Raw genomic sequence first — 26286 nt, 5'->3', positions numbered from 1 at the left:
CACGGCCTGCTCCGCGGCCTTTCGATCTTTGCCTTGTGCGCGGCTTGCGTGTTTTTTTCTATAACCCGCGGTCGGCGGGCAGCACGATGCGGTTGTCCAGCCAGGGCGCGCGCGGGCCGAGCACGGCCTGATCGGGCGAGAGGCCGATTCCGGTGGCCGTCCCGGCCGAGGCGGCCACCAGGGCCGTGGCTGGCGTCGGGCAGACACCCGTCTGGCGCAGGCTGAGGGCCGCGGACAAGCGCGCCTCTGCCGGATCGCCCAACGCATGGCTGAAGTCGTCGGCCACGCTGCAGGTGGGCGCGAAGCCGTCTCCATAGTCGCCCTGGCCCTGCGCATTGACGCCCTGGAACTGGATGGTGAAGTAGGTGGTGCCGCAGTTGTCCTGCGGGTAGAAGCCATAGGGCTTGCCGCAGGTGGCGCCGCCCACCAGGGCTACGTTCACGCCGATGCCACGCAGGCCGTTGACGACCGACTCGCTGGCCGAACAGGTGTCGCCACCGGCCAGCACCAGCACCCGCGGCAGGTTCAGGCGCGGCAGCGGTGTGCCCGAACGCGGCCCGTACTGAGCCGTCGCATAGAAGGGCACACGACTGGCGGCGGCGGAGGTGCCGAAGGGATTCTTGCGGTTGTAGATCAGCCGCTCGAAGGTCTGCCCGGTGGTGCTGTTGCCCGGCGCGATCATGCTGGCGACTTCGGAGGCGATGCCCAGCAGACCGCCGCCGTTGTAGCGCATGTCCAGCACCAGGTCGGACACCGCCGCATCGCGCAGGGCGGCCATCGCATCCATCAGCTGCGATTCGGCCGCCACGCTGTGCTGGTTGAACTGCAGGTAGCCGACGTTGCCGCTGGCCGTCGGAATGGTCTTCACGTTCATCACGGCGCTGCTGGTGATGGTCGTGGCCGTGAAGCTGAGCGCGACGTCACTGCCGTCCAGACGGCGCAGGCCCAGCTGGTGCACCTCGCCCACCTTCTGCGGCGCCAGGCCGGCGTTGAGTCCATCGACGTTGCTGCCGTTGGTCACGTCGATGCCGTCGACGGTGCGCAGGCGCATGCCGCGTGTCACGCCGGCGGAGGCTGCGGGGGAACCGGGTTCCACATAGGCGACGCGCACATCGCGCGGCGGCACGCTGGAGAGATAGGCGAAGCGGATGCCGTAGCCGATCTCCTGGCCGTTGCTCGACAGGCCCTGGTACGCGGCCGTGTCGTAGGTGAAGTGGAAGCGGTCCTTGGGCTTGCCGCTGCTCGTGAGCGCGGAGGTCTTGAGCACGGCGAAGTAGTCGATGGGCGTGGTGTAGTTCGCCGACGAGAGGGTGGGCACCTCGTCGTACCAGAGGTAGGTGTCGTTGGTCCACGAGCGCACCCAGCGCTTCTCGTCGAGCAGGGTGCCCGCCACGTCGGCACTGCCGCTGCGGGGGTTGGCGCAGCGGCCAGCGACCGTGGTGGTGTTCACGATGTCCGGGTCGGTCGCCTGGGCCGCAGGCGCAGGCGCGGCAGCCGGGGCCGGCGCAGGGGCGGGGGCAGCCGCCAGCGGCAGGAAGCCGCCACCACCACCACCACCCCCTCCGCAGGCAGTCAGCATCGTCACCATCGCGCCGGCCAGCAGCGCACCCATCCCTTGTCGCGTCATCGTCGGTCCTGTCTCTGTCTGTGTGTAAGGCCGCGCACGCTCGCGCATGGCCGGGGACGATGCTAGCCATTCACGCTGACCGGCGGCTGCGCCGGCGGGACGGATCAGTGGACGAAGCCCATGCCCCGGGCCTCGCGGACCTCGGGCTTGAGGCGGTGCTCGGCCTCCAGCTGCTCCAGGAACTCCTCGGGCGTGAACGCGGCGGCCAGGATCTCCACCTGACGCTTGACCGCCGCGAAGTCGCCGGGGCACAGCTGATCCAGCCGTGCCAGTCGCGCCGCGGCTTCGGGCGTGAATGCCTCGGTCCGCCCGCCCAACGCCTCGGTGACGAACATGCGTTCGCGCTGGTCCGCCGTGAGGGGCTTGAAGCGGATCTTGAAGGTGAAGCGCCGCAGCGCCGCCTGGTCGATGCGGTCGAGCAGGTTGGTGGTGCAGACGAACACGCCCTGGTAGCGCTCCATGCCCTGCAGCATCTCGTTGACCTCGGTGACCTCGTAGGTGCGCTGGGCGCCGCGGCGGTCCTGCAAAAAGGAGTCGGCCTCGTCCAGCAGCAGCACAGCCTTTTCGGCCTCGGCCTCGCGGAACATGGCGGCCATTTGCTGCTCGGTCTCGCCGACGTATTTGCTCATCAGGTCGCTGGCCTGCTTGATCATCAGCGGCCGGCCCAGCGCACGCGCGATGTGCTCGGCCAGCGCCGTCTTGCCGGTGCCGGGCGCGCCATAGAAGCACAGGGTGCCGTGGCCGCGGGCCTTGAGTGCCTCGACGATGCGCGGGATCTCGAAGCGCGTGTCGACGTTGAGCATGCCCAGGTCCCAGGTCGTCACGGCGAGGCGCTCGGCCGGGGCGCCCGCGCTGCGGCCGAGGGCCTGGTCGGCGTTGCGCAGCTGGCGTTCGATCAGCGCCTCGGCGCCGACGCCGCCTTCGGCCGCCAGGCCCGCGAAACGCACCGCAGTGCGGATCTGCGCCGGCGTGAGGCCGCGCCGCTCGGCCAGCCGGCCGGCGAAGGCCTCGGACACCTCGACGCCGGCCAGGGCCTTGCGCACGATCTGCTCTCGCGCCCCGGGCGGTGGCGACTTCAGCTCCAGGTGGTAGGCGAAGCGGCGGCGGAATGCCGGGTCGATCTGCTCGATGCGGTTGGTGACCCACAGCGTGGGCACCGGGTTGGTCTCGAGGATCTGGTTGACCCAGGCCTTGCCGTTGACGCTGCCGCTGGGCGCGGGCGCCGCCACCTGCTCGGCCCGCGCCATGAACTGCGCGGCCTCGGTGCTGATGGGCGGGAACACGTCCTCCACCTCGTCGAACAGCAGCGCCGCCTGCGCGCTGCCCTTGAGGAAGACCTGCGCGATCTGCAGCGAGCGGTAGCGGTCGCGGCCCGAGAGGGAATTGCCGTCGCGGTCGGCGTACTCGACCTCGAACAGCTCCAGCCCCGCGGCCTGCGCCACCACCTTGGCCAGTTCGGTCTTGCCGGTGCCGGGCGGTCCGTAGAGCAGCACGTTCACGCCCGGCTCCTTGCGCGCGACGGCAGCGCGCAGCAGCGTGACCAGCATCGCCGCCTCTTCGCCGACGAAACCGAAGTCGTCCAGCGCCAGGTCGCTCTTGGTGGAGGGCCGCGTGAAGACGGCCATCAGCTCGCTCTGGTCGCGGTATTCGCGCATGAGCACCGGCGGCAGCTTCTCGCTGACCTTCATCAGGTCGGCCAGGTCGGTGATGTTGTGCTCGGAGATGAGGTTCTCGACCAGCCCGATGCGCTCCAGCCGCGAGCCGGCGCGCAGCGCCTCGCCGACCTCACTGGGGCTCACGCCCGCCACCTCGGCCAGCGCGGCATAGGCCTCGGGCGCGTTGCTGACCTTGAACTCCACCAGCAGCGAGCGCAGGTCGCGCTGGTAGCGCGCCAGCGTGCCGTAGAGCAGCAGCGCGCGCTCCGCCTTGTTCAGCTGCAGCAGGCCGGCCAGGGCGTCGATGTTCTTCTCGACCAGGGTGGACTGCTTGCGCAGCGTCTGCGCGAGCCAGTCGCGCGTGAGGGCCAGCACGGCCAGCAGGTCCTTGGGCTGGTCCTTGGCATATTCGTCGAGATGGAAGAAGAGCGTGCCTTCTTCATACGGACCGCGCCAGTGGCCATGTCGCTCGAGCAGGGCGCGATTGTCCAGCGTGTGCACATCCTTCCAGACCTCGTTGCCCTCGCAGCGCCGCGCCAGGAAGGCCCGCAGCCGCTGCAATACCGACGCGGGCCACACCAGGTGCCGGCCGGTGAGCGAGAGCAGGCCGTTGAGGTCGCGCCGCACGTTGAAGCGCGGGCCCTGCTGCGCAGCCAGCGTGAGCACGAAGTGCGAGCACATGAGCTCCAGCACCGGCGCCTCGCGCAGGCCGGGCGAGGGCAAGGCGGCCCCGCGCTGGGCGGTGCTGGCGTCGAGTCCTGATCGGCGGGCCATGGCAGGGTTTCCTCGGAGATGGAGCGGCGACCATAGCGCAGTCCGATGCAATGCGGAAGTGCGGGCCCGCGAAAGCCCCGGGGCGGCTGCGCGTGCTTGCCGGTGCAGCGCCGCACGCGGCCGCAGGCGCGCGTCCGGCCGACGCCGGCGTGCGCGGCGGCGCCACAATGCCGGTCATGGTCTCCCTCCAAGACATCGAAGCCGCCGCCCAGCGCCTGGAAGGGCAGGTGCTGCGCACACCCTGCGTGGAATCGCGCACCCTCTCCGACATCGTCGGCGCGCAGGTCTTCCTCAAGTTCGAGAACCTGCAGTTCACCGCCTCCTTCAAGGAGCGAGGCGCCTGCAACATCATGGCGCAGCTGGCTGCGGCCGACGTGCCGCCCAAGGGCGTGATCGCCATGTCGGCCGGCAACCACGCGCAGGGCGTGGCCTACCACGCGCAGCGCCTGGGCATTCCCGCCACCATCGTCATGCCGCGCTTCACGCCGGGCGTGAAGATCGAGCGCACGCGCGGCTTCGGCGCGAATGTGGTGCTGTTCGGCGATTCGCTGGAGGCGGCGCGCGCCCATGCCTACGAGCTGGCCGAGCGAGACGGTCTGGCCTTCGTGCATCCCTACGACGACGACGCCATCATCGCGGGCCAGGGCACGGTGGCGCTGGAGATGCTGGAGGACGTGCCCGAGCTGGACACGCTGGTCGTCTCCGTGGGCGGCGGCGGGCTGCTGGCGGGCATGACGGTGGTGGGCCGGGCCCGCCGCCCCGGCCTGCAGATCGTGGGCGTGCAGACCGCGCGCTTCCCGGCCATGGTCAACGCCGTGAAGGGCACGCAGCACATCGCCGGCACCAGCACCATCGCCGAAGGCATCGCCGTGGGCACGCCCGGCGAGCGAACCCGCGAGATCATCGCGTCGATGGTGGACGACCTGGTGCTGGTGGACGAGGGCGACATCGAGCAGTCGGTGCTGATGCTGCTGGAGATCGAAAAGACGCTGGTGGAGGGCGCAGGCGCCGCCGGGCTGGCCGCGCTGATTCGGCATCCGGAACGCTTCCGCGGCCGCAAGGTGGGCCTGGTGCTCTCGGGCGGCAACATCGACCCGCTGCTGCTGGCCGCGATCATCGAACGCGGCATGGTGCGCGCCGGCCGCCTGGCGCGCCTGACGGTGAGCGCGCGTGACGTGCCTGGCATGCTGGCCCGCATCACGGCCACCGTGGCGGAGGCCGGCGCCAACATCGACGAAGTGCATCATCAGCGCGCCTTCACGCTGCTGGCAGCGCAGAACGTGGACATCGAATTGGTGCTGCAGACTCGGGGGCGGGCCCACCTGGCTTCGGTGATCGAGGCGCTGCGCAACGCCGGCTTCCAGGCGGAGGAAAAGCGCTAGGGATGCTCTCCACGAATGCGCGCGCCGTGGGCATCTGCGGAATCGGGCGATCCGCATCGTTGCAAATGCTCGCGATAGCCGGGCTATTGCTGCGCTTTGCGCCTTGCATCTCATCCCGATCCGCAGCGCCCACTTGCCGCTCGATTCGTGAAGAGCATCCCTAGAGGAAGAGCCGGCCGACGCCGCGGATCCCCCGCCAGCGCCGTGCCGCGCGTCTTTGCCGCTTCCCGCAGCGGGAGCGGCGTCGGCGTCGGGACAGCGCAAACCCACTGCCAGAGCGCATCGGCAGGAGAAACCCCGAGTCCGACTGGCTTTCCCGGGACAAGGGCGGCTTGTTAACATCTCGCGCTTGTCCGCTTCATAAAGAGACACTCGCCCATGTCCACTCCCACGCCCGTCGAGCCCGGCCACGACGCCCTCGTCGAGAAAGACGCGGTGGAAAGCATCGTTCCGCTGATGCCGATCGTGCTGCCCATCGCCGGCGGCGTCCTGATGCTGCTGCTGGCTTCGATCGCGGTGTACCTGGCCTGAGACCAGACGGTGTGCATGAGTCCGGCCTGAGTGCCACGCCGGATTTCTTCATGCCTTCGACGGACGTGCCGGCCTGATGCGCGCCCGCTTCCGTCGCCCGCGTCGACCGCGAATTCCCTGACCGAAGACGTTTTCTCCAACGACGTTCACGCCGCGCGTACCGCGACGAGCGTCGTTCGAAAAGACAGTTTTCTTTTCAGGAGTTCACCATGAGTCCCAGCAATCTGCAGGCCCCCGACTACGTCAAGAATCCCAAGCTCGTCGCCTGGGTGGCCGAGATGGCGGCCCTGTGCAAGCCCGAGCGCATCCACTGGTGCGACGGCAGCCAGGAAGAATACGACGCGCTGTGCAACCAGCTGGTCGAGGCCGGCACCTTCAAGCGCCTGAACGCGGCCAAACGGCCCGGCTCCTTCCTCGCCTGCTCCGACCCGAGCGACGTCGCCCGCGTCGAGGACCGCACCTTCATCTGCAGCGAGAAGAAGGAAGACGCCGGCCCCACCAACAACTGGATGGCCCCGGCCGAGATGCGCACCACGCTGCAGCCGCTGTTCGACGGCTGCATGAAGGGCCGCACCATGTATGTGGTGCCCTTCAGCATGGGCCCGCTGGGCTCGCCGATCGCCCACATCGGCATCGAGCTGTCCGACAGCCCGTACGTGGCCGTGAACATGAAGATCATGACCCGCATGGGCCGCGCCGTGTACGAGGTACTGGGCGCCGAGGGCGAGTTCGTGCCCTGCGTGCACACCGTGGGCGCGCCGCTGCAGCCGGGGCAGAAGGACGTGGCCTGGCCCTGCAACAAGACCAAGTACATCGTCCACTACCCCGCCACCCGCGAGATCTGGTCGTACGGCTCGGGCTACGGCGGCAACGCGCTGCTGGGCAAGAAGTGCTTCGCCCTGCGCATCGCCTCCAACATGGGCCGCGACGAAGGCTGGCTGGCCGAGCACATGCTGATCCTGGGCGTGACCAGCCCCGAGGGCAAGAAGTACCACGTGGCCGCCGCCTTCCCCAGCGCCTGCGGCAAGACCAACTTCTCGATGCTCGTGCCGCCGGCCGGCTTCGAGGGCTGGAAGGTCACGACCATCGGCGACGACATCGCCTGGATCAAGCCCCAGGCCGACGGCAGCCTGCGCGCCATCAACCCCGAGGCGGGCTACTTCGGCGTGGCACCGGGCACCAACTTCAAGACCAACCCCAACTGCATGGCCAGCCTCGACAAGAACGTGATCTTCACGAACGTCGCGCTGACCGACGACGGCGACGTGTGGTGGGAAGGCATGGAGGCCGACGCCCCCGGCAAGGCGATGCCCGCGCACCTGATCGACTGGCAGGGCAAGGACTGGACGCCGCAGATCGCCCGCGAGACCGGCGCCAAGGCCGCCCATCCCAATGCCCGCTTCACCGTGGCCGCGACCAACAACCCGGCGCTGGACGAGGCCTGGGACGACCCCAAGGGCGTGAAGATCGACGCCTTCATCTTCGGCGGCCGCCGCTCCACCACGGTGCCGCTGGTGACCGAGGCCCGCAACTGGACCGAAGGCGTCTACATGGCCGCCACCATGGGCAGCGAGACCACCGCCGCCGCCGCCGGCCAGCAGGGCGTGGTGCGCCGCGATCCCTTCGCCATGCTGCCCTTCATGGGCTACAACATGAGCGACTACTTCCAGCACTGGCTGGACCTGGGCAAGAAGCTGCAGGCCTCGGGCGCCAAGCTGCCGCACATCTACACCACCAACTGGTTCCGCAAGGGCGACGACGGCAAGTTCGTCTGGCCCGGCTACGGCGAGAACATGCGCGTGCTCAAGTGGATGATCGACCGCATCGAAGGCCAGGGCCAGGGCGACGAGCACGTCTTCGGCGTGAGCCCGCGCTACGAAGACCTGAACTGGACTGGCCTGAACTTCAGCCGCGAAGAGTTCGACAAGGTGACCAGCATCGACAAGGCCGCCTGGCAGGCCGAACTGAAGCTGCACACCGAGCTGTTCGAGCAACTGGCGCACCATCTGCCGGAAGAGCTGCCGCAGACCAAGGCGGCCATCGAGCAGCGCCTGGCGGCTTGAAATAAGCACCCCCCATGCCGCTTCGCGGCTCCCCCCTCCCTTGCGCCTTCGGCTTGGAGGGGGGGCACCCAGCGGCCTGGCAAAGCCAGTTCCGCGGGTGCCCTGGCATGGCCTGCTCCGCGGCCTTTGGATTCTGTTGCCCGACGTGCGTGTCTGCGCCCGCAGCCACGCGGTCCCGCAGCCAGCGCATCCGGCCCTGTGCGAGCCGCAGACGCAAAAAAACCGCCCGAGGGCGGTTTTTTTCGTGGGCGCTTGCAGCCTTCCGGGGTGGCGAGCCAGGCTGCGCTCAGTAGTAGCGGGCCAGGTGGCTGGCGGTGGCCTGGTGCACGCGCATCTTGGTCTGGGCGGGCACGGCGCTGTCGACCGACGAGACCGACTCGGCGCGGGTGATGGCCGCCTGCAGGTCGTTCATGATGCGGGTGTCGCGGTGCGCGGCGGCCAGGAAGCGCTCGTCGGCGCGGGCAGCGGCCTGAGCGCGCTGCAGGCTGTTCCAGCGCTCGACCAGGCCGATGGCCAGGCTCTGCGCTGCGCCGGCGGCGTACAGCGACAGGCCACCGAACACCAGGGCCCAGAGCACCATCCAGGCGGCCAGCAGGCTGCCGTCGGTGATCTCGGCGACGAAGCGCTCGGCCACCACCAGCGTAGCGGCCAGCAGGGCGGCGACGACCATCATGAGCGCGCCGCCGCGGGCCTTGAAGCTGCGGCCGGCACCGCGGAAGTAGGCGGCGGTTTCCTCGGCGCGGCGGACGCCGGGGTGCGAGACGGGTTGGTCGACGTGGACGAAGGTGGTCATGGCAATCCCCTCCTAGGGAAGAAAACGGTGGGCAACAGTGCCGATGGGCTGAATATTAGGGTTTGCCCCAGTACTCTTCCACTTTATAGTGGTGATGCCCTTCATTCACTGGAATGATGAACGTCAACTTCCGTACCCTCGACCTGAATCTGTTGCGCGTCTTCGATGAAGTGATGGCCGAGCGCAGCCTCACCCGCGCCGCGCGCAATCTCTCGCTGACCCAGCCCGCGGTGAGCAATGCCCTGCGCCGCCTGCGCGAGACGCTGGGCGACGAGTTGGTGCACCGCGCCGGCAGCGGTGTCGAGCCCACGCCGCGGGCCCTGGCGCTGTGGCCGGTGGTCCGCGACGCGCTGCGTCACATCCAGCACGCCATCGCGCCCACGGCCTTCGAGCCGGCGCAGGCGGACGACAGCTTCGTGCTGGCCATGGCCGATGCCACTGCCACCGAGCTGATCCCCGGCGCCGTGCGACTGCTGGAGGCGGAGGCGCCCGGCATCTCGCTTCGGGTGGTGCCGCTGAACACCCGCGATCCGCGGTCGCTGCTCGACCAGGAATCGGCCGACATGGCCATCGGCCACTTTCCGGCGGTGATGGCCGACCTGACGGCCCGCACCCAGGCCGGCGAAGCCGTGGCCTTCGAGTCGCACCGCCTGTACGTGGGGCGCTATGTGTGCGTGATGCGCAGCGGCCATCCGCTGGCCGCGCAGGAACTGACGCTGGACACCTTCTGCGCCGCGCGCCACCTGCTGGTGAGCTTTTCCGGACGGCCCTGGGGCTTCGTCGACGAGGCACTGGAGGCCATCGGCCGTCGCCGGCGCATCGTGTTGACGGTGAACCAGTTCTTCACGGCCGGCAAGGTGGTTGCCGATTCGGACCTGCTGACGGTGCTGCCGCGTCATTTCGTGAGCAGCACCGGCGTCAGCGACGGGCTGGTCGTGCGTGAGTTGCCGCTCACCCTGCCGCTGGTGCATGTGGATGCGCTGTGGCACCGGCGCATGCAGGCGGCGCCGGGTCATGCGTGGCTGCGCGACCTGATCGTGAGGGCGGCGGGCGACGCCTTTGCCCGCACGTTGGCGGAATACGTGCTGCCGCGCGCCTGAATCACTTGCGGCCAGGGCCCGCCGGCGCCCGGGTTGCCGTTGATCTCGCGCCAGCCGGACGACACCTCAGCGGACGACGCGCAGCCAGGCGGAAGCGGCTTCGCGCAGTTCCTGCGCGTGGTGCGGGTCCAGGCCGGCCATGGCGTCGGCCGATTCGAAGAGATCGGCGGCCGGGCTGGCGGGCACGGGGGCGGCGGTCGGTTGCATCCAGCGGGACCAGAAAGTGAACAGGGAAGACATGATGTTTCGCGGCTCCACGCCGCGTGTGTGTAAGTATGGGTAGAAGAATAGGGTTTTCCCTAGTTTTCACAACCCCATCTCCATGCATTCCGCGCATGGCGCCGCCGCGACCGCGACATGGGCTGTGAATTTCTACACTGGTGCGCATGAAGATCCAGCTGCTGTCGGACCTGCACCTCGAGACCTATCCCGAATTCGTCGCCCAGCCCGCGCCCGGCGCCGAACTGCTGGTGCTTGCCGGGGACGTGGGCTCCTACCAGCGCGGCTCGCAGCTGACGGACCGGGATTTCGGCCTGGGCCGCTTTTCCCCGAAGCGGGGCTGGCCGGTGCCGGTGATCTACGTGCCTGGCAACCATGAATACGACGGCCTGGATTTCGACGAGACCCATGCCCGTCTGCGCGAGCACTGCGAGACGCTCGGCATCGTCTGGCTGGAGCGCGAGACGCATGTGCACCAGGGTGTGCGCTTCGTCGGCACCACGCTCTGGGCCGACTTCGACGCCCTGGCGACGCCGCAGGATGACACCGTCGCCCACGTTCACAAGCGCGGCAAGGCCATGCGCGCCGCCGATTTCTACCTGGCCAAGGCCGCCACCACGCGCGGCGGCCAGCCTTTCATGGCGGCCGAGCTGCGCGCGCAGGCCCTGGCCTGTCAGGACTGGCTGCGGGAGGCGCTGTCCCAGCCCTTCGACGGTGTGACGGTAGCCATCACTCACTTCGCGCCCTCGCTGGCCAGCGCCGATCCGCGCTATGGGCTGGCGCCGGGCACGGCCGGCTTTTGCAATGCGCTGGACGAGTTGCTGCCGCTGGCCGATGTCTGGATGCACGGCCACCTGCACTGCGCCTTCGATTACGTGAAGTCAGGCTGCCGCGTGGTCGCCAATCCGCGCGGCTATGAAGAAAAGGGCGAACAGGCCGGCTTCCTGCCGCTGGGCTGCGTGGAACTGCCGGCGCAGCCGCGGAGTCGACCCTGAAGAGCCCGGCACTCAATGCCGGCCACCCTCATCCAAGGAACCGTCCGATGACCCCTCGATTCGTCCCCGGCGCCCGGCGCGCCGCCCTCACCCTGGCACTGATGCTGGGCCTTGCCGCCCTCGGCTCCGGCTGCGCGAGCAACGGTGCGGGCAGCGGCGGCAGTACCGCATCCACGGGCGGCAGCGGTGTGGAGGTGTTCGGCACCATCGACGCCGGCGTCAGCGGCGTGCGCAACAAGTCGGGCCGCTGAGCGGCGGGGCGCCACCCCGCGGATCGGGCGGGAAGCGCTGTGCCGCGAAGCGGGAAGATGGGTCAGTCCTCGTACTTCGCCGGCCGCTTCTCCATCCCCGCGCGCACTGCCTCCCTCTGATTCGGGCTGCCGATGAGCGCCTGCTGCTCCCGGGCTTCGGCGAGCAGCAGTTCCTCGGGCGTGGCATGGGCCGTCAGGCGCATCAGCCGCTTGGCCGCACGGATGGCGCTGGGGCTGCTGGCGGCGATCTGCCGCGCCAGCGTCCGGGCCTCGGCCAGCGGATCGGCGCTGACCCGCGTCGCCAGGCCCAGCGCAGCGGCTTCGGCGCCATCGATCACGCGGCCGGTGTAGACCAGCTCCCGCAGGTGGTCGCCACGCACCAGCGGTGCCAGCAGTGCGCAGCCCGCCATGTCGGGCACCAAGCCCCACTTGATCTCCAGCACCGACAGCCGCGCATCGACCGCCACCAGGCGGATGTCCGCCCCGGCCGCGAGCTGCAGGCCTCCACCATAGGCCACACCGTGCACCGCGGCGATGACGGGCACCGGCAGCTCCTGCCAGCCCCAGCAGACCTGCTGGAAGCGGTTGGCGATGCCATGGGTGCGCGGCAGCAGGTCGGTGAAACCACCGGCGGCTTCGCCGCCCGCCATGCCGGCCATGCTGCCCATGTCCAGCCCGGCACAGAAGGCGCGGCCCTCCCCATGCAGGACCACGGCGCGCAGGCCCGGCTCGGCCTGCAGTTGTGCCAGGGCGTCCAGCAGCGCGTCGAACATGGCGGGGTCGAGCGCATTCATCTTGTCGGGGCGGGCGAGCGTCACCTCGGCCACGCCGCCGTCCATGTCGATCCGCACACGGGTGGGGGAAGTCATCGAAAAAAGTCTCCTGTGCAAAGCCCGGCGGCCGGATCTCAGGCCGTGCGCTGGGCGCGGTCGGCCGCGTTGCGCGAGGCGATGGACTCGCGCGCCTTCGCCCAGTCGTCATCGCCCCAGGCGGCCAGGCTGGCGAAGTTGCCGCCGGTGGCCTGATATTGCCCGCCATCGATGGCAATCGTCTGTCCCGTGAGGTACTCGGCCTGCCGGCTCATCAGGAAGACCGCCAGGTTGGCCAGCTCGGGCATGCGGCCGGCGCGCTGCATGGGATTGCCCTCGGGCTTGTGCTCCCCGCCTTGCGGATTGAGGCGCGCGCTCATGCCCTCGGTGGGGAAGAGCCCCGGCGCAATGGCGTTGCAGCGGATGCCGCGGTTGCCCCATTCCACCGCCAGCGACTGGGTCATCGCATGCACACCGGACTTGGCCATGGCCGAAGGCACGGTGAAGGCGGAGCCGTTCCACACCCAGGTGGTGAGGATGGACAGCACGCTGCCGCGCTGTCCGGCCGCCAGCCAGCGCCGGCCGCATTCCAGCGTCATGTTGAAGCTGCCGCGCATGACGATGTTGGCCACGGCGTCGAAGGCGCGCATCGACAGGTCCTCGGTGCGGCTGACGAAATTGCCGGCCGCGTTGTTGACCAGGCCGGTGAGCGGCCCGCCGTCGGCCCAGATGGCGTCGAGCATGGCCTCGATGGCGTCAGGCTGCCGCACGTCGCAGGCATGGCCGGCCGCCTTGCCGCCGTGGGCCGCCATCAGCTCGCGTGCGGTCTCTTCCACCACCGGGCCGCGCCGGCCGCAGAGGTAGACGTCGGCGCCGAGCATCAGGAAGGCCTCGGCCATGACGCGGCCCAGGCCGGTGCCGCCGCCGGTCACGAGGATGCGTTCGCCGGCCAGCAGGCCGGGCTTGTACATGAGGTCGTCGAGGGTCATGGAAGAGGGCTTTGGAAGGAAGCGCCGTAGCGCGGTTCGCGCCGCGCCAGGAAGGCGCGCACGCCCTCCTGGAAGTCGGGCGTCTGGGTGCACAGCACCTGGTTGCGGTCTTCGAGGGCCATGGCCGCCTCCAGGCTGGCGGCGTCCACCGCATGGCCCAGCGCGTCCTTGGTGAGGGCCAGGCCCAGCGGCGTGGCACGCAGCATGTCGGCGCACAGGCTGCGCGCCTCGGCCTCGATCTCGTCCATGGGGCCCACGCGGCTGACCAGGCCCAGTTGCTGCGCGCGCTGCGCGTCGATGAAGCGACCGGTCAGCAGGTATTCGGCGGCCACCGAACTGCCGACCATGCGCGGCAGGAAGTAGCTCACGCCCACATCGCAGGCCGACAGGCCGATGCGAATGAAGGCGGCGTTCATGCGGGCGTCGGGCGTAGCCAGCCGGATGTCGGAGGCCAGCGCCAGCGCGAAGCCGCCGCCGCTGGCCGCGCCCTGCACCAGGCTCACGATGGGCTGCGGGCAGCGCCGCATCGCGACCATGATGTCGCGGATGCCTCGCTGGCGCTGGAGCATGGTGGCGGCATCGGGCATGTGGTCGAGGTCCAGCGCCTGCAAGTCCAGCCCGGCGCAGAAGGCGCGGCCCGCGCCGCGCAGCACCACCACGCGGGCGGCGGACTGCAGCGTCAGTCCCTGGAAGTACTGGCGCAGCGCCAGCACCAGCGTGTCGTCCAGCGCGTTCAGGCGCTCGGGCCGGTGGAGCGTGAGCCAGGCAACGCCGGCTTCCTCGCGCACCTGCAGCACATCGTCGGCGGCGGGCGTCGTCATCACAGCGCCCGCGAGATGACTTCCTTCATGATCTCGCTGGTGCCGCCGTAGATGCGCTGCACCCGTGCGTCGGCATACATGCGCGTGACCAGGTATTCGTTCATGAAGCCGTAGCCGCCGTGCAGCTGCACCAGCTCGTCGAGCACGCGGCCCTGGGCCTCCGAGCCCCACAGCTTGGCCATGGAGGCGGTGGCCGTGTCCAGCTCGCCAGCCACGATCTGCTCCACGCAGCGGTCCATGAAGGCACGGCCCACCATGATCTGCGTGGCCACCTCGGCCAGCTTGAATTTGGTGTTCTGCATCTCGGCGATGGGCTTGCCGAAGGCCTTGCGCTCGCGCACATAGTCCAGCGTCGCGGCATAGGCGCCCTCCATGCAGGCCACGGCACTGACGCCGATGATCAGCCGCTCGTAGGGCAGGTCGCCCATCAGCTGATAGAAGCCCTGGCCCTCCTGGGCGCCCAGCAGGCTGTCGGCCGGCACCACCACGTTGTCGAAGAAGAGCTCCGAGGTGTCCTGGGCCTTCATGCCCATCTTGTCGAGCACGCGGCCCACGCGGAAGCCCTCGCGCCGCATGCCGGGCGCGTCGTCACCCGCCGGCGCCGCATCGGTCTCCACGATCAGGATCGAAGTGCCGCGCGCGCCCTGCGTGGGGTCGGTCTTGCACACGACCAGGATCACGCCGGCCAGGAAGCCGTTGGTGATGAAGGTCTTGCTGCCATTGAGCACGTAGTGGTCGCCCTGACGCTCGGCCCGGGTGCGGATGCCCTGCAGGTCCGAGCCGGCGCCGGGCTCGGTCATGGCGATGGCGCCGATCAGTTCGCCGCGGGCCATGCGCGGCAGGTACTTGCGCTTCTGCGCCTCGGTGCCGTGGTTGAGGAAGTAGTGCGCGACGATGGAATGCACCGAATTGCTCATGCCGGAAAGGCCGCGGCGTGCCATCTCTTCGTAGATCACCGCCTCGTGCCGGAAGTCGCCGCCACCGCCGGCGTAGTCCTCGGGGATGTCGGTGCACAGCAGGCCCAGTTCGCCGGCGCGGCGCCAGAGCGCATGGCCGACATGGCCGCGTTTGCGCGCCGCTTCGTCCTGCGGCTGCATCTCGGATTCGATGAAACGCACCGCGGTGTCGCGCAGCGCCTCCAGCTCCTCGTTGCTCCAGGAGCGCCTCAGGTTCAGGGGCATGTCTGTCTCCTTGTCGTGCGCAGCCGGCCGCGCCGGGCTGCGCGGTCGGTCAATTGACGTTGCGGCTGCGGCCTTCCCAGAAAGGCGCGCGCAGCTCGAACTTCTGCAGCTTGCCGGCGGCCGACAGCGGCAGCGCGGCGCGGAACTCCACCGAGCGCGGGCACTTGTAGCCGGCGATGTGCGCGCGGCAATGGGCGATGACCTCGGCCTCGTCCAGCGACTGGCCCTCGCGCAGCACCAGCACCGCATGCACGCGCTCGCCCCAGCGCTCGTCGGGTACGCCGATGACGGCGCACATCGACACCTGCGGCAGCTGGGCGATGGCGTTCTCCACCTCGGCCGAATACACGTTCTCGCCACCGCTGACGATCATGTCCTTGAGCCGGTCGACCACGAAGAGGTAGCCGTCGGCGTCCATCCGGCCCATGTCGCCGGTGTGCATCCAGCCGTCGCGCAGCGCCGCGTCCGTCTCGGCCGGCTTGTTCCAGTAGCCCTGCATCACCATGGGGCCGCGGGCGGTGATCTCGCCCACCTCGCCGGCCGGCAGTTCGCGGCCCTCGCCGTCGACGATGCGCACCTCGGCGATGGGCACCGGCCGGCCGGCGGCGCGCAGCAGGCGCTCGCGCTGCGGGCCGGGGCGGTGCTCCTCGGGGCCGAGGGTGACCACGGTGGGCGCCAGCTCGGTCATGCCGTAGGCCTGGGCGAAGTCGGCGCCGGGCAGGGCAGCCATGGCCTGCGCCAGCAGCGTCGCGTCGATGGGCGCGGCGCCGTAGAGCATCAGCTTGAGGCTGGAGAGGTCGAAGTCGGCGAAGCGCGGATGCTCGATCAGCCGCTTGATCATGGTGGGCACCAGGAACATCTCGTTGGCCCGGTGCGCCTGCACCGCCGCCATGATGGCCACCTCGTCGAAGGCCGGCACGATGACCTGCGGCACCAGCCGCTGCGCCATCAGCAGCGACAGCCCGCAGCCCGCCACATGGAACATGGGCGAGACGACCAGCCCCACCTGCACGCCCACGCGCGGCACCGCGCTCGCGTTCGACAGGGCATTGATGTAGAGGTTGTCATGGCCCAGCATCACGCCCTTGGGCCGGCCCGTGGTGCCGCCGGTGTACATGACGGCGGCCAGGTCGGTGCCGCCACGCCGCAGGTCGTCGCGCGGCGCGGCCTCGGCCAGCAGGGCTTCGTAGCCCAGCGCGCCCTCGGGCGGCGTGCCGCGGCCGCAGAAGATCACCGTGCGCAGGCTGCGCGACAGCTGGCGCAGCTGCGGCACCAGCGGGGCGAAGGCATCGTCCACGATCAGCACGCGGGTGTCGCAGTCGTCCAGCGAATAGGCGACCTCGTGCGGATTCCAGCGGATGTTGACCGGGTTGACCACGGCGCCCGTCCACCAGCAGCCGTAGAAGTACTCCAGGTAGCGCACCGAGTTGAGGGCCATCATGCCCACGCGGTCGCCCGGCGCCACGCCCAGCGCGGCCAGCGCGCCGGCCAGGCGCTCGATGCGGCCGGCAAGCTCGGCCCAGCTGCGGCGCTCGTCGCCGCAGATGGCCGCGGTCTCGTCCGCCTTCTCGCGCCGGCCCTTGTGGATGGATTGGCTGAGGGACATCGTCATGGCCGTCCGCTCCGGGGCCGTCAGACCTTCGCGCCCCAGGCGGCCAGCACCTCGTCCAGGCTGGCGGCCTGCGGTGCGGCGGGCTCGGTGGGCGTGCTGCGCGAGAAGCGCGGCGCGGGCGCCGGCTGCACCACGCCGTCGACCTCGGTGAAGGTGCCGCGCGCACGGTTGTGGGCATGCTGCGGCGCCTCGTCCCAGTCCAGCACCGGGGCGAAGCAGGCGTCGGTGCCTTCGAGCAGCGCGCACCATTCGTCCCGCGTGCGGGTGCGGAACACGTCGGCCAGCCGCAGCTTGAGCAAGGGCCAGCGGGCCGGGTCCATCTGGCCATCGAAGAGCGGATCGTGGATGCCGCAGCGCTCGCGCAACTCGGCATAGAACTGCGGCTCGATGGCGCCGATGGCCACGTACCTGCCGTCGGCGCAGGCATAGGTGTCGTAGAAATGGGCGCCACCGTCCAGCATGTTCTCGCCGCGCTGGTTGCTCCACTGGCCCTTGGCCTTGAAGCCGTACATGAAGGCCGACAGCAGCGCCGTGCCGTCGGTCATCGCCGCATCGATGACCTGCCCGCGTCCGCTGCGGCCGGCCTCGTGCAGCGCGGCCAGCAGGCCCACGGCCAGCAGCATGCCGCCGCCGCCGAAGTCGCCCACGTAGTTGAGCGGCGGAACCGGCGCCTCGCCCGCGCGGCCGATGGCATGCAGCGCGCCGCTGATGGCGATGTAGTTGATGTCGTGCCCGGCCGCCTTGGCCAGCGGACCGTGCTGCCCCCAGCCGGTCATGCGGCCGTAGACCAGCCGCGGGTTGCGGGCCAGGCAGTCGTCGGGGCCCAGGCCCAGGCGCTCCATCACGCCGGGGCGAAAGCCCTCCACCAGCAGGTCGGCCTTGTCGATGAGGGCCAGCGCCGCCGCCTGGCCGTCGGGGCCGCGCAGGTCGATGGCCACCTGGCGACGGCTGCGGGTGGTGATGTCCTGCGGATCGGGCGCGACGCCGGGGCGGACGATGCGCAGCACCTCCGCGCCCAGGTCGGCCAGCAGCATGGCGCAGAAGGGGCCGGGGCCCAGGCCGGCGAACTCGACCACCCGGACGCCGTGGAGCGGACCTGCCATCGCGTTGTCTCCTTGTGTGTGCATGGCGCGGGCCGGCATGTTCGCCGGTCCCTGGCCCGATCATGGCGCAGCCGGCGCCGCAGCCGGAATCGTCGGAACGGACGAAAGTGCCGCGTCGCGCTTCAGGCGGCCGGCAGCAGCGCCGACCAGCGTGCGCGCACCGCGTCGGGCAGCGGCGCGGGCCGGTGCGTGGCGGGATCGATGGCGACCAACACGGCTTCGCTGTCGGCCTGCAGTGCTGCGCCATCGAACAGGCGGCAGCGCAGCGCCACCGAACTGCGACCGAGCGCCTGTACGCCGGTGCGCAGGCGCCAGGTGACCGGCACCGGGGTGGCGCGGTGCACGCGCAAGGCGATGTGGGCCACCATCACGTCGACGCCGCCCGTGAGCGGCAGCCGGCTGGGATCGGCGCCGCCATCCAGCCACCAGCGGGAGCGGCCGTGCTCCAGGTAGCGGGCCAGTGCCACGTCCGACAGCAGTCCTTCGGCGTCGACATCGGCATACCGGGTGGCCAGCAGCTCCTCGATGGCCTGGGTGGCGGGCGCACCGAAGGCCGCATGCACCTCCGCGGGCAAGGGGCGCGGCTGTTCGTGCAGGCGCAGCTGCTGCACGAGCGCCGCGGGCAGCGGCACGCGCTCGCCGTCCTGCCAGGCCGCCAGCTCGGTGTGCTGCAGGCCGATGCAGCGGCCCTGCTGGAAGAGGGCCGTGGCGATGTGGGCCGCCTCGGCATCGACACACAGCAGCGCCACGCCAGCCTCCAGCGCCTCGGGATAGGTGCCCTCGGCCAGGAAGTCCGTCCACAGCCCGGCGGGTCGCAGGCGCAGACCATCGCCCGCAGGCTGCGGCAGCACCGCATCGAGCCAGCGGACGCGCGCCTCGATGTGCAGGCCGATCACCGCGGCATTGTTCAGGTGCCGCAGCAGGTCCAGGTCGGCATGCCTCGGCGCCAGGGTCGTATGCCAGCCGTAGGCCTCGCGCGCCTGGCGCCAGCCCTGGCGGCGCATGGCTTCGTGAGGAGGGGCGGCAACACCGCTCATGCCGTGGGCAGCCGGTAGTCGCGGTACTGCTCGCGCAGCCGCGTCTTGAGCAGCTTGCCGGTGGCGGTGTGGGGCAGCTCGGGCACCACGACCACGTCGTCGGGCAGCCACCACTTGGCGATGCGGGTCGACAGGAAGTCGAGCACCGATTCCTTGCTGGGCTGATGGCCCGCGCGCGGCACCACCAGCAGCAGCGGGCGCTCCTGCCACTTGGGATGGGCCACGCCGATGATGGCCGCCTCGGCCACGCCCGGATGGCCCATGGCCGCGTTCTCGACGTCGATGGACGAGATCCACTCGCCGCCGGACTTGATCACGTCCTTGGCCCGGTCCACCAGCTGCAGGTAGCCGTCGGTGTCGATGGTGGCCACGTCGCCGGTGCTGAAGTAGCCCTCGTCGTCCATCGGCGATCCGCCCTCGCCCTTGAAATAGCCCGAGGCGATCCACGGGCCCCGCACGCGCAGGTGGCCGCGCGACTGGCCGTCCCAGGGCTGCACCTCGCCCATGTCGTCGACCAGCTTGAGGTCCACGCCCCACACGCCGCGGCCCTGCTTGAGCTTGACCTTGACCAGCTCGTCCTCGGCCACGCTGTCGTGCTTGGGCAGCAGCTTGCTGATGACGCCGATGGGGCTGGTTTCGGTCATGCCCCAGCCCTGCACCACCTGGGCGCCGAACTGCTTCTCGAAGCGCTCCAGCATGGCGCGCGGCACGGCGGCGCCGCCGATGCCGATCATCTTGACGCCGAGCGCGCGCGGGTCGATCTCGGGGTGCGCGTCCAGGTACTGGAAGAGCATCAGCCACACGGTGGGCACGCCCTGCGAGAAGGTGACCCGCTCGTCCTTCATCAGCGTGTAGACGCTCTCGCCGTCCATGTGCGGCCCCGGAAACACCAGCCGCGTGCCCACCATGGCCGCCGCATAGGGCGTGCCCCAGCCGTTGGCATGGAACATGGGCACGATCAGCATCACCGTCTCGCGCGAGCTGATGCCGAAGGTGTCGGGCGCCAGCTCCATCAGCGTGTGCAGCATGGTCGAGCGGTGCGAATAGAGCACACCCTTGGGATTGCCGGTGGTGCCGGACGTGTAGCAGAGCGAAGAGGCGGTGCGCTCGTCGAAGTCGGGCCAGTCGTACTGCTCGCTCTGGGCGGCGAGCAGCTCGTCCCAGCAGCGCAGGTCGGGCAGATCCAGCGCAGGCATGTGCTCGCGCGAGCTCATGCAGACGTAGGTCTTCACCGTCTTGAGCTTCGGTGCCAGCTTCTGCACCAGCGGCGCGAAGGTCACGTCGAAGAACAGCACGCGGTCCTCGGCATGGTTGGCGATGTACTCGATCTGCTCCAGAAAGAGCCGCGGGTTGACGGTGTGCAGCACGGCGCCCGTGCCCGAGACGCCGAAGTACAGCGCCAGGTGGCGCCAGCTGTTCCAGGCCAGCGTGGCCACCCGTTCGCCGCGCTGGATGCCCAGAGACTGCAGCGCGTTGGCGATGCGGCAGGCGGCATTGCGCACGCCCAGCCAGTCGGTGCGGTGCGTGCCGCCCTCGGGCAGGCGCGAGACGATCTCGGTGCGCGGATGGAAGCGCGCCGCATGCTCGATGAGCGACGAGATCAGCAGCGGGCGGTCCTGCATCAGGCCGAAGAGGGGTTCGGGCATGGGGGTGTCTCCTGGATGCGGTGGCGGTGCGGTGGCCTCAGCTGCCGAGCAGCTCGCCGAAGGGCACGTAGCGCGTGCCATCGAAGCGCACCGGCTGCATCTTCTTGATGGGGAAGAAGTCGTCGGCGCCGGTGCTGAGCGTGATGCCCGGGTAGAGCATGGGCGGGGCCATCTTCAGGCTCGCCGCCTGCTTCATGACGTTGGCGCGGGTCAGGTCGTCGCCGCAGCGGCGCAGCACCTCGGCCAGCGTCTGGGCCTGCGAGTAGCCGATGACGTTGAGCGAGTCGTTCGGGTCGCCCGCCGGGTAGTACTGCTTCATGAAGGCCAGGTAGTCGGCCAGCTCGCGCGTGCCCTGGTTGCTCGGGTCCGAGGGCTCGCGCAGGTAGGTGGCGGTGATGATGCCCTGCGCGTTGTCGGCACCGGCCGGCTTGATGACGGAGCTGATCGACAGCGACACGCTCACCAGGTAGTGGGCCGGCTTCCAGCCGATGTCGGCGGCCTTGCGGATAGACTGGGCCGCGAACTTGGGCGTCGTGATGTTGATGAAGGTGTCGGCGCCCGAGCCCTTGAGCGCGACCATCTGGCTGTCCACCGTCGGGTCCGTCACCTCGTAGGTCTGTTGACTCACGATGAACTGCTTGGCCTTGTCGCCGAAGCCGTCCATCACGCCCTTGAGGTAGTCCTTCCCGAAGTCGTCGTTCTGCATCAGGATGCCGACCTTGGCATTGGGCCGGGTGGCCATGATGTGGCGCGCGAAGATCGCGCCTTCGAGCTGGTAGGTGGGCTGCCAGCCCATGGTCCATGGGAAGTTCTTGGGGTCGCCCCAGCGCGTGGCGCCGGTGGAGACGAACAGCTGCGGCACCTTGCGCTGGTTCATGTAGCGCTGCACGGCCTGGTTGTGCGAGGTGCCGAGCGCGCCGAACATCAGCAGCACGCCGTCGCGCTCGACCAGCTTGCGCGTCTGCTCCACGCTCTGCGCCGGGTTGTAGGCATCGTCGGCCGACAGGTAGGTGATCTTGCGGCCATTGATGCCGCCCTCGGCATTGAGCTTGGCGAAGTAGGCCGCATGGGTCTTGCCGATGGTGCCGTAGGCGGATGCCGGGCCGGAGTAGGGCACGAAGTTGCCGACCTTGATCTCGCTGTCGCTGGCCACGGTGTCGTACTTCTTCTGGGCCTGCGCGGCAGGCGCCAGGGCCAGCAGCGAGAAGGTGGCAAGCGCGGCCCCCAGGCCGCGTGCGATGGAAAGGCGCATGGTTGTCTCCTGGTTTGTCGTCGGCCCGTTCTGTGTGGTGTGGGCCTTGGTGCGGGGTCGCGAGGCGATGGTAGGAATCGCCTCTGCCGGTGCCCATCGTCGGTTCCGACGATTGGGCGGGCGCATGGGGAATCAGCCGGCGCTGCGGGGCGGGAACACAGGGTCGCGCTTCTGCACGAAGGCGCGCACGCCTTCGGCGAAGGCGGCGCCATCGATCAGTTCGCGCTGGCGCTCGGCCTCGTAGTGCAACTGGTCGGCCAGGCTGCCGGTGGCCGCGGCGTCGAGGGCGCGCCGCGCCTCCATCGCGGCATGGGCGGGCAGGCGGGCCAGACGGCGGGCGAGGGCGAGCGCCTCTTCCTGCAGCGCGGCATCGTCCGCGCAGCCCCACACCAGGCCCCAGTCCAGCGCCTGCTGGGCCGACAGGCGCTCGCCCAGCAGCGCCAGGCCCATGGCCCGTGCGCGGCCCAGCCGGCGCTCGATGAACCAGGTGGTGCCCAGGTCGGGCACGATGCCCAGCCGCGGCAGGAAGGGCAGGAAGAAGTAGGCCGAGCGGGCCATGAGCGTGAAGTCGCCCGCCAGCGCCAGGCCCGCACCGGCGCCCGCCGCCGCACCGTTGACGGCGCAGACCACCGGCATGGGGAGGGTCTGCAGGTCGAGGATGAGCCGGTTGGACAGCGCATGCATGGTGTCCGCCGTGTGCGCGCCCAGCGTGCGCTCGTCGCGGGCCGGCACGCCGCCCATGGACTGCAGATCGGCGCCCACGCAGAAGCCCTTGCCCTCACCGGTGAGCACCAGGGCGCGCACGCCGGCATCGGTCGCCAGCTCGGCCAGCCGCGCACGCAACTGCTGCTGCAGGCCTATGCCCAGCGGGTTGAGGCGGGCGGTGTTGCACAGCGTGAGCACCGCCACCTCGTCATGGCGGTGCAGTCGGAGCACGGTGTCGGTGTCGGCGGTCATGCGGTTTTCCTTGGGCATTGAAGGTCAGCAAAGAGGGCTCAGCCACGGCGCGCGAATCTGGCCCGCAGCCGGTGCAGCAGCCCCATCACCCCGCCGGGCATCACGAACATGAAGAGGATCAGTACCACGCCATACACGGCCCAGGGCGCGGACTTGGACACCTGCTCGGCCAGCCCCGGCACGAAGAGGATGAACAGCGCACCGAACAGCGCCCCCCACAGCGTGCCCACGCCGCCCACCACGATTCCCACCAGCAGCGAGATGGACAGGAAGAAGGTGAAGGAGTCCGGCGCCACGAACTGCACCGCGATGGCCGCCAGCGCACCGCCCACGCCGGTGTAGCCGGCGGAGACGGCAAAGGCCATGGACTTGGCATGCGCGTTGTTCACGCCCATGGCCTCGGCCGCCACGCCGTGGTCGCGAATGGCCCGCAGCGCCAGCCCGCTGCCGCTGTCGATCAGGTTGCGCGCGCCCCAGAACAGCAGCACCGCCACGGCCAGCGCGTAGAGGTAGAACCACTGGTCGGCATCCAGCGGCAGGCCCCAGGGCGCCTCGGGCTTGGTCAGCACGATGCCGCCCACGCCGCCGGTCCACGCCTCCAGGTGCTTGTACTTGAGCAGCTGCGGCATGGCCACGCCGAGCGCGAAGGTGGCCAGCGCCAGGTACAGGCCTTCGAGCTTGAGCGCCGGTCGCCCGAAGAGGTAACCCACCCCCAGGCTCACGGCGCCAGCAACCGGCACCGCCAGCCAGTAGGGCACGCCGCCGCGGTCCATGAGGATGCCGGCCGCATAGGCGCCGATGGCGTAGAAGGCGCCATGGCCCAGCGAGATCTGGCCGTTGTAGCCGGTGAGGATGTTCAGCCCCACCAGCGCCACCGCATAGGCCAGCACCATGGTGGCCTGGAAGAGCTGGTAGCCCTGCGCGATGAAGGCCAGCGCCACACCGGCCACGATCAACGTCAGCGCGAAGACGGACGAAGGCGAGAGCCGCCGGCGCGTGGGCGCCGCCTTCAGCGGCACGGCATCGGAGGTGAGCAGGGTGGACATGCGGTCAGACCCTTTTGACGATGCGCCGGCCCATCAGGCCGGCCGGGCGGACGATGAGCACGCCCACGATCAGCACCAGCGCCACCGAGAGCTTGAGCTCGGTGCCCACCACGTAGCTGCCCATCAGGTTCTCCAGCACGCCCACCAGGAAGCCGCCCACCACCGCGCCCACCGGGTTGTCGATGCCGCCCAGCAGCGCGCCGGCAAAGGCATAGAGCAGCACGCCGGTCATCATGTGCGGGTCGAGGAAGACCACCGGCGCCACCATCATCCCGGCCACCGCGCCGATGGCGCCGGCCAGGCCCCAGCCCAGCATCAGCATGCGGCCCACCGAGATGCCCACCAGCCGCGACGAGGCCGGGTTCTGCGCCGCGGCCCGCATGGCCAGGCCCAGCGGCGTGAGGCGGAAGAAGCCGAAGAGCAGCGCCACGATGGCGAGCGCCACGGCGATGGCGCCCACCTCGTGCGCGGACATCAGTGCGCTGGCGTACCAGGCGTCCTTGGGAAAGGGGCTGGGGAACTCCTTGATCGTGTAGCCGAAGAGCCAGCCCGCCAGGCTGTGGAACACCACCAGCAGCCCGATGAAGACCACCACCTGCGCCAGGTCGGTGGCCTTGTGCATCGGCCGGATGATGGCGAACTCCACCGCCGCGCCCACCACGAAGGACAGCGCCACCGTGGCGAAGAAGGCCACCCAGTACGGCAGCCCCGCCTGCATCAGCGACCAGGCGATGAAGGTGGAGAACATTGCCATCTCGCCCTGGGCGAAATTGATGTGGTGCGTGGCCTGGTAGATCATCACCAGCGCCAGCGCGACGGTGGCATAGATGCCGCCGGTGGCCAGGCCGGCGAAGAGCTGATGCAGGAATGCGTCCATGGTGTGGTCAGCCTCCCAGGTAGGCGCGGCGCACCGCGTCGTTGCGGCCCACCTCGTCGCTCGTGCCGTGCAGCACGATGCGGCCCGTCTCCAGCAGGTAGGCGGTGTCGGCCAGTTCCAGCGCCAGGCGCGCGTTCTGCTCCACCAGCAGGATGGCCATGCGCTGCTCCCGGTTGATGCGCCGCATGATGGCGAAGATGTCGCGCACCACCAGCGGCGCCAGGCCGAAGGAGGGCTCGTCCAGCAGCAGTAGGCGCGGCTCGCCCATCAGGGCGCGGCCGATGGCCAGCATCTGCTGCTCGCCGCCGGAGAGGGTGCCGGCCTGCTGCGCCCGCCGCTCCTTCAGCCGCGGAAAGTAGGCATAGATGCGTTCCAGCGCCTCGGCCATGGCCGCGCGGCCCGGATGGCGCGGCCGGGCCTGGGCGCCCAGGCGCAGGTTCTCCTCGGCCGTCAGGTGCGCGAAGGTGCCGCGGCCGTCGGGCACATGGCCCACGCCCAGGCGGGCGATCTGCTCGGTGCTGCGGCCGTCGATGCGCTCGCCGGCCAGCCGCACCTCGCCGCGCACCGAGACCATGTGCCGGCAGACGGCGCGCAGCAGCGTCGTCTTGCCCGCGCCGTTGGCGCCCAGCAGCGCCGTGACGCGGCCTTCGGGCACGTCCAGGTCGATGCCGTGCAGCACGGCGGTGGGGCCGTAGGCGGCATGCACGCCGCGCAGTTCAAGCAGCGCGGGCATGCTGGCGCACCTCCAGGGCCGGCTCGGCGGCACCGTCGTCGCCCAGGTAGGCGCGGATCACCTCGGGATGGCTGCGCACCGCCTTGGGCGTGCCCTCGGCGATCTTGCGGCCGAAGTTGAGCGCGACCACCTTGTCGCTCACCCGCATGACCAGGCCCATGTGGTGCTCCACCAGCAGCACCGTCAGGCCCAGCCGCGCACGCAGCGAAAGGATCAGGTCGCCCAGGCCCTCCAGCTCCTCGTGGTTGAGGCCGCAGGCGGGCTCGTCCAGCAGCAGCAGCCGGGGGCGCGCCGCCAGCGCGCGTGCCAGCTCCACCCGCTTCTGGGTGCCGAAGGGCAGGTCGGCCACGCGGCGGCCGGCCACGGCGCCCAGGTCGAGCAGGGCGATGCATTCGTCGGTGCGCGTCTCGGCCTCTTCCTCCAGCCGCCGCACGCCGGGCAGGCGCAGCGCGTCGCGCAGGAAGCCCGCATGCTGGCGGGTGTGCGTGCCCACGCGCACGTTCTCGCGCACCGTCATGCTTGCGAAAAGCGCCAGGTTCTGGAAGGTACGGCCGATGCCCAGCGCCGCCATGCGGTGGCGCGGCAGCGTGTCCAGCGCGCGGCCGGCGAATTCGATGCGCCCGGCCTGCCAGCCGTACAGGCGCGAGAGGCAGTTGAACAGCGTGCTCTTGCCCGCACCATTGGGCCCGATCAGTCCGCAGACTTGGCCGGCGGCCACGTCGAAGCCCACGCCGTCGAGCGCCACGATGCCACCGAAGCGCACCGACAGCCCCTCGATGCGCAGCAGGGGTACGGCGGCGGCGGCGTGTCTGTCTCCGAAGTCCTGGGTCATG

At 70.1% G+C, this 26286-nt stretch carries 24 protein-coding genes; 6 read left to right on the top strand and 18 right to left on the bottom strand.

Annotated elements, in window-relative coordinates:
- Positions 1 to 58: 58 nt before the first annotated feature.
- Both QZ772_RS21535 and QZ772_RS21530 read right to left on the bottom strand, forming a co-directional pair.
- The gene (locus QZ772_RS21535) at positions 59 to 1627 is read right to left on the bottom strand and encodes a S41 family peptidase (RefSeq protein WP_295530797.1); all 1569 of its coding nucleotides are present in this window, start codon (positions 1625 to 1627) and stop codon (positions 59 to 61) included.
- A gap of 104 nt (positions 1628 to 1731) precedes the next feature.
- Positions 1732 to 4056, bottom strand: coding sequence for an AAA family ATPase (locus QZ772_RS21530; RefSeq protein WP_295530796.1), 2325 nt, complete (start codon positions 4054 to 4056; stop codon positions 1732 to 1734).
- 176 nt (positions 4057 to 4232) lie between these two features.
- On the opposite strand from QZ772_RS21530, the gene QZ772_RS21525 reads away from it, so the two are divergent.
- From QZ772_RS21525 to QZ772_RS21515, 3 genes are all read left to right on the top strand, one after another.
- Positions 4233 to 5438 carry a threonine ammonia-lyase gene (locus tag QZ772_RS21525; RefSeq protein ID WP_295530794.1) on the top strand — a complete coding sequence of 402 codons (1206 nt, stop codon included), beginning with the start codon at positions 4233 to 4235 and terminating at the stop codon, positions 5436 to 5438.
- A gap of 378 nt (positions 5439 to 5816) precedes the next feature.
- Positions 5817 to 5969, top strand: a complete 153-nt coding sequence (locus QZ772_RS21520; protein ID WP_295530791.1) for a hypothetical protein — start codon at positions 5817 to 5819, stop codon at positions 5967 to 5969.
- A 209-nt stretch (positions 5970 to 6178) separates the two neighbouring features.
- Positions 6179 to 8032: a phosphoenolpyruvate carboxykinase (GTP) gene (locus QZ772_RS21515; RefSeq protein WP_295530788.1), complete on the top strand. Its 1854-nt coding sequence runs from the start codon at positions 6179 to 6181 to the stop codon at positions 8030 to 8032.
- 286 nt (positions 8033 to 8318) lie between these two features.
- Here QZ772_RS21515 and QZ772_RS21510 read toward each other — a convergent pair whose 3' ends face one another.
- Positions 8319 to 8825, bottom strand: a complete 507-nt coding sequence (locus QZ772_RS21510) for a hypothetical protein (RefSeq protein WP_295530785.1) — start codon at positions 8823 to 8825, stop codon at positions 8319 to 8321.
- Positions 8826 to 8941: 116 nt separating this feature from the next.
- Between QZ772_RS21510 and QZ772_RS21505 the strand changes: the two genes are divergently transcribed.
- Positions 8942 to 9925 (top strand): LysR family transcriptional regulator, encoded by a 984-nt coding sequence (locus QZ772_RS21505; RefSeq protein ID WP_295530782.1) that lies wholly within the window; start codon positions 8942 to 8944, stop codon positions 9923 to 9925.
- Between the two features lie 66 nt (positions 9926 to 9991).
- Here QZ772_RS21505 and QZ772_RS21500 read toward each other — a convergent pair whose 3' ends face one another.
- Positions 9992 to 10132 (bottom strand): hypothetical protein, encoded by a 141-nt coding sequence (locus QZ772_RS21500; protein ID WP_294366310.1) that lies wholly within the window; start codon positions 10130 to 10132, stop codon positions 9992 to 9994.
- Positions 10133 to 10311: 179 nt separating this feature from the next.
- Between QZ772_RS21500 and QZ772_RS21495 the strand changes: the two genes are divergently transcribed.
- Complete coding sequence (locus QZ772_RS21495; protein WP_295530776.1) at positions 10312 to 11139, top strand: metallophosphoesterase; 828 nt, start codon at positions 10312 to 10314, stop codon at positions 11137 to 11139.
- 47 nt (positions 11140 to 11186) lie between these two features.
- A complete protein-coding gene (locus QZ772_RS21490; protein ID WP_295530773.1) occupies positions 11187 to 11390 on the top strand; it encodes a hypothetical protein in 204 nt (67 codons plus the stop codon).
- Positions 11391 to 11452: 62 nt separating this feature from the next.
- Here the strand turns inward: QZ772_RS21490 and QZ772_RS21485 are convergent, their stop codons facing one another.
- From QZ772_RS21485 to QZ772_RS21420, 14 genes are all read right to left on the bottom strand, one after another.
- Entirely contained in the window at positions 11453 to 12259 is an 807-nt protein-coding gene (locus tag QZ772_RS21485) for a crotonase/enoyl-CoA hydratase family protein (protein WP_295530769.1), read from the bottom strand.
- Positions 12260 to 12297: 38 nt separating this feature from the next.
- The gene (locus QZ772_RS21480; RefSeq protein ID WP_294366301.1) at positions 12298 to 13188 is read right to left on the bottom strand and encodes an SDR family oxidoreductase; all 891 of its coding nucleotides are present in this window, start codon (positions 13186 to 13188) and stop codon (positions 12298 to 12300) included.
- A complete protein-coding gene (locus QZ772_RS21475; RefSeq protein ID WP_295530765.1) occupies positions 13185 to 14009 on the bottom strand; it encodes an enoyl-CoA hydratase-related protein in 825 nt (274 codons plus the stop codon). The genes QZ772_RS21480 and QZ772_RS21475 overlap by 4 nt, the downstream gene beginning before the upstream one ends.
- On the bottom strand, positions 14009 to 15190 hold the full coding sequence (locus QZ772_RS21470; protein WP_295530762.1) for an acyl-CoA dehydrogenase family protein: 1182 nt from the start codon (positions 15188 to 15190) through the stop codon (positions 14009 to 14011). Before QZ772_RS21470 ends, QZ772_RS21475 begins: the two co-directional genes overlap by 1 nt.
- A gap of 49 nt (positions 15191 to 15239) precedes the next feature.
- Positions 15240 to 16802, bottom strand: coding sequence for a long-chain fatty acid--CoA ligase (locus tag QZ772_RS21465; RefSeq protein ID WP_295530759.1), 1563 nt, complete (start codon positions 16800 to 16802; stop codon positions 15240 to 15242).
- A 20-nt stretch (positions 16803 to 16822) separates the two neighbouring features.
- Entirely contained in the window at positions 16823 to 17905 is a 1083-nt protein-coding gene (locus tag QZ772_RS21460) for a CaiB/BaiF CoA-transferase family protein (protein ID WP_295530755.1), read from the bottom strand.
- A 122-nt stretch (positions 17906 to 18027) separates the two neighbouring features.
- Positions 18028 to 18909, bottom strand: coding sequence for a thioesterase family protein (locus QZ772_RS21455; protein WP_295530752.1), 882 nt, complete (start codon positions 18907 to 18909; stop codon positions 18028 to 18030).
- Between the two features lie 29 nt (positions 18910 to 18938).
- On the bottom strand, positions 18939 to 20588 hold the full coding sequence (locus tag QZ772_RS21450; protein WP_295530749.1) for a long-chain-fatty-acid--CoA ligase: 1650 nt from the start codon (positions 20586 to 20588) through the stop codon (positions 18939 to 18941).
- A 37-nt stretch (positions 20589 to 20625) separates the two neighbouring features.
- Positions 20626 to 21840 carry an ABC transporter substrate-binding protein gene (locus tag QZ772_RS21445; protein ID WP_295530747.1) on the bottom strand — a complete coding sequence of 405 codons (1215 nt, stop codon included), beginning with the start codon at positions 21838 to 21840 and terminating at the stop codon, positions 20626 to 20628.
- Positions 21841 to 21972: 132 nt separating this feature from the next.
- Positions 21973 to 22797 (bottom strand): enoyl-CoA hydratase-related protein, encoded by an 825-nt coding sequence (locus QZ772_RS21440; RefSeq protein WP_295530744.1) that lies wholly within the window; start codon positions 22795 to 22797, stop codon positions 21973 to 21975.
- Between the two features lie 38 nt (positions 22798 to 22835).
- On the bottom strand, positions 22836 to 23843 hold the full coding sequence (locus QZ772_RS21435) for a branched-chain amino acid ABC transporter permease (protein ID WP_295530741.1): 1008 nt from the start codon (positions 23841 to 23843) through the stop codon (positions 22836 to 22838).
- Positions 23844 to 23847: 4 nt separating this feature from the next.
- On the bottom strand, positions 23848 to 24720 hold the full coding sequence (locus QZ772_RS21430) for a branched-chain amino acid ABC transporter permease (RefSeq protein WP_017761967.1): 873 nt from the start codon (positions 24718 to 24720) through the stop codon (positions 23848 to 23850).
- A gap of 7 nt (positions 24721 to 24727) precedes the next feature.
- On the bottom strand, positions 24728 to 25453 hold the full coding sequence (locus QZ772_RS21425) for an ABC transporter ATP-binding protein (protein WP_295530738.1): 726 nt from the start codon (positions 25451 to 25453) through the stop codon (positions 24728 to 24730).
- Positions 25437 to 26285, bottom strand: a complete 849-nt coding sequence (locus QZ772_RS21420; protein WP_295530735.1) for an ABC transporter ATP-binding protein — start codon at positions 26283 to 26285, stop codon at positions 25437 to 25439. Before QZ772_RS21420 ends, QZ772_RS21425 begins: the two co-directional genes overlap by 17 nt.
- Position 26286 lies beyond the last annotated feature (1 nt).

The organism is uncultured Pseudacidovorax sp. (genome assembly GCF_913773995.1).
Lineage (GTDB): Bacteria > Pseudomonadota > Gammaproteobacteria > Burkholderiales > Burkholderiaceae_C > Xenophilus.
This window is presented reverse-complemented; position numbering and strand designations above follow the sequence as displayed.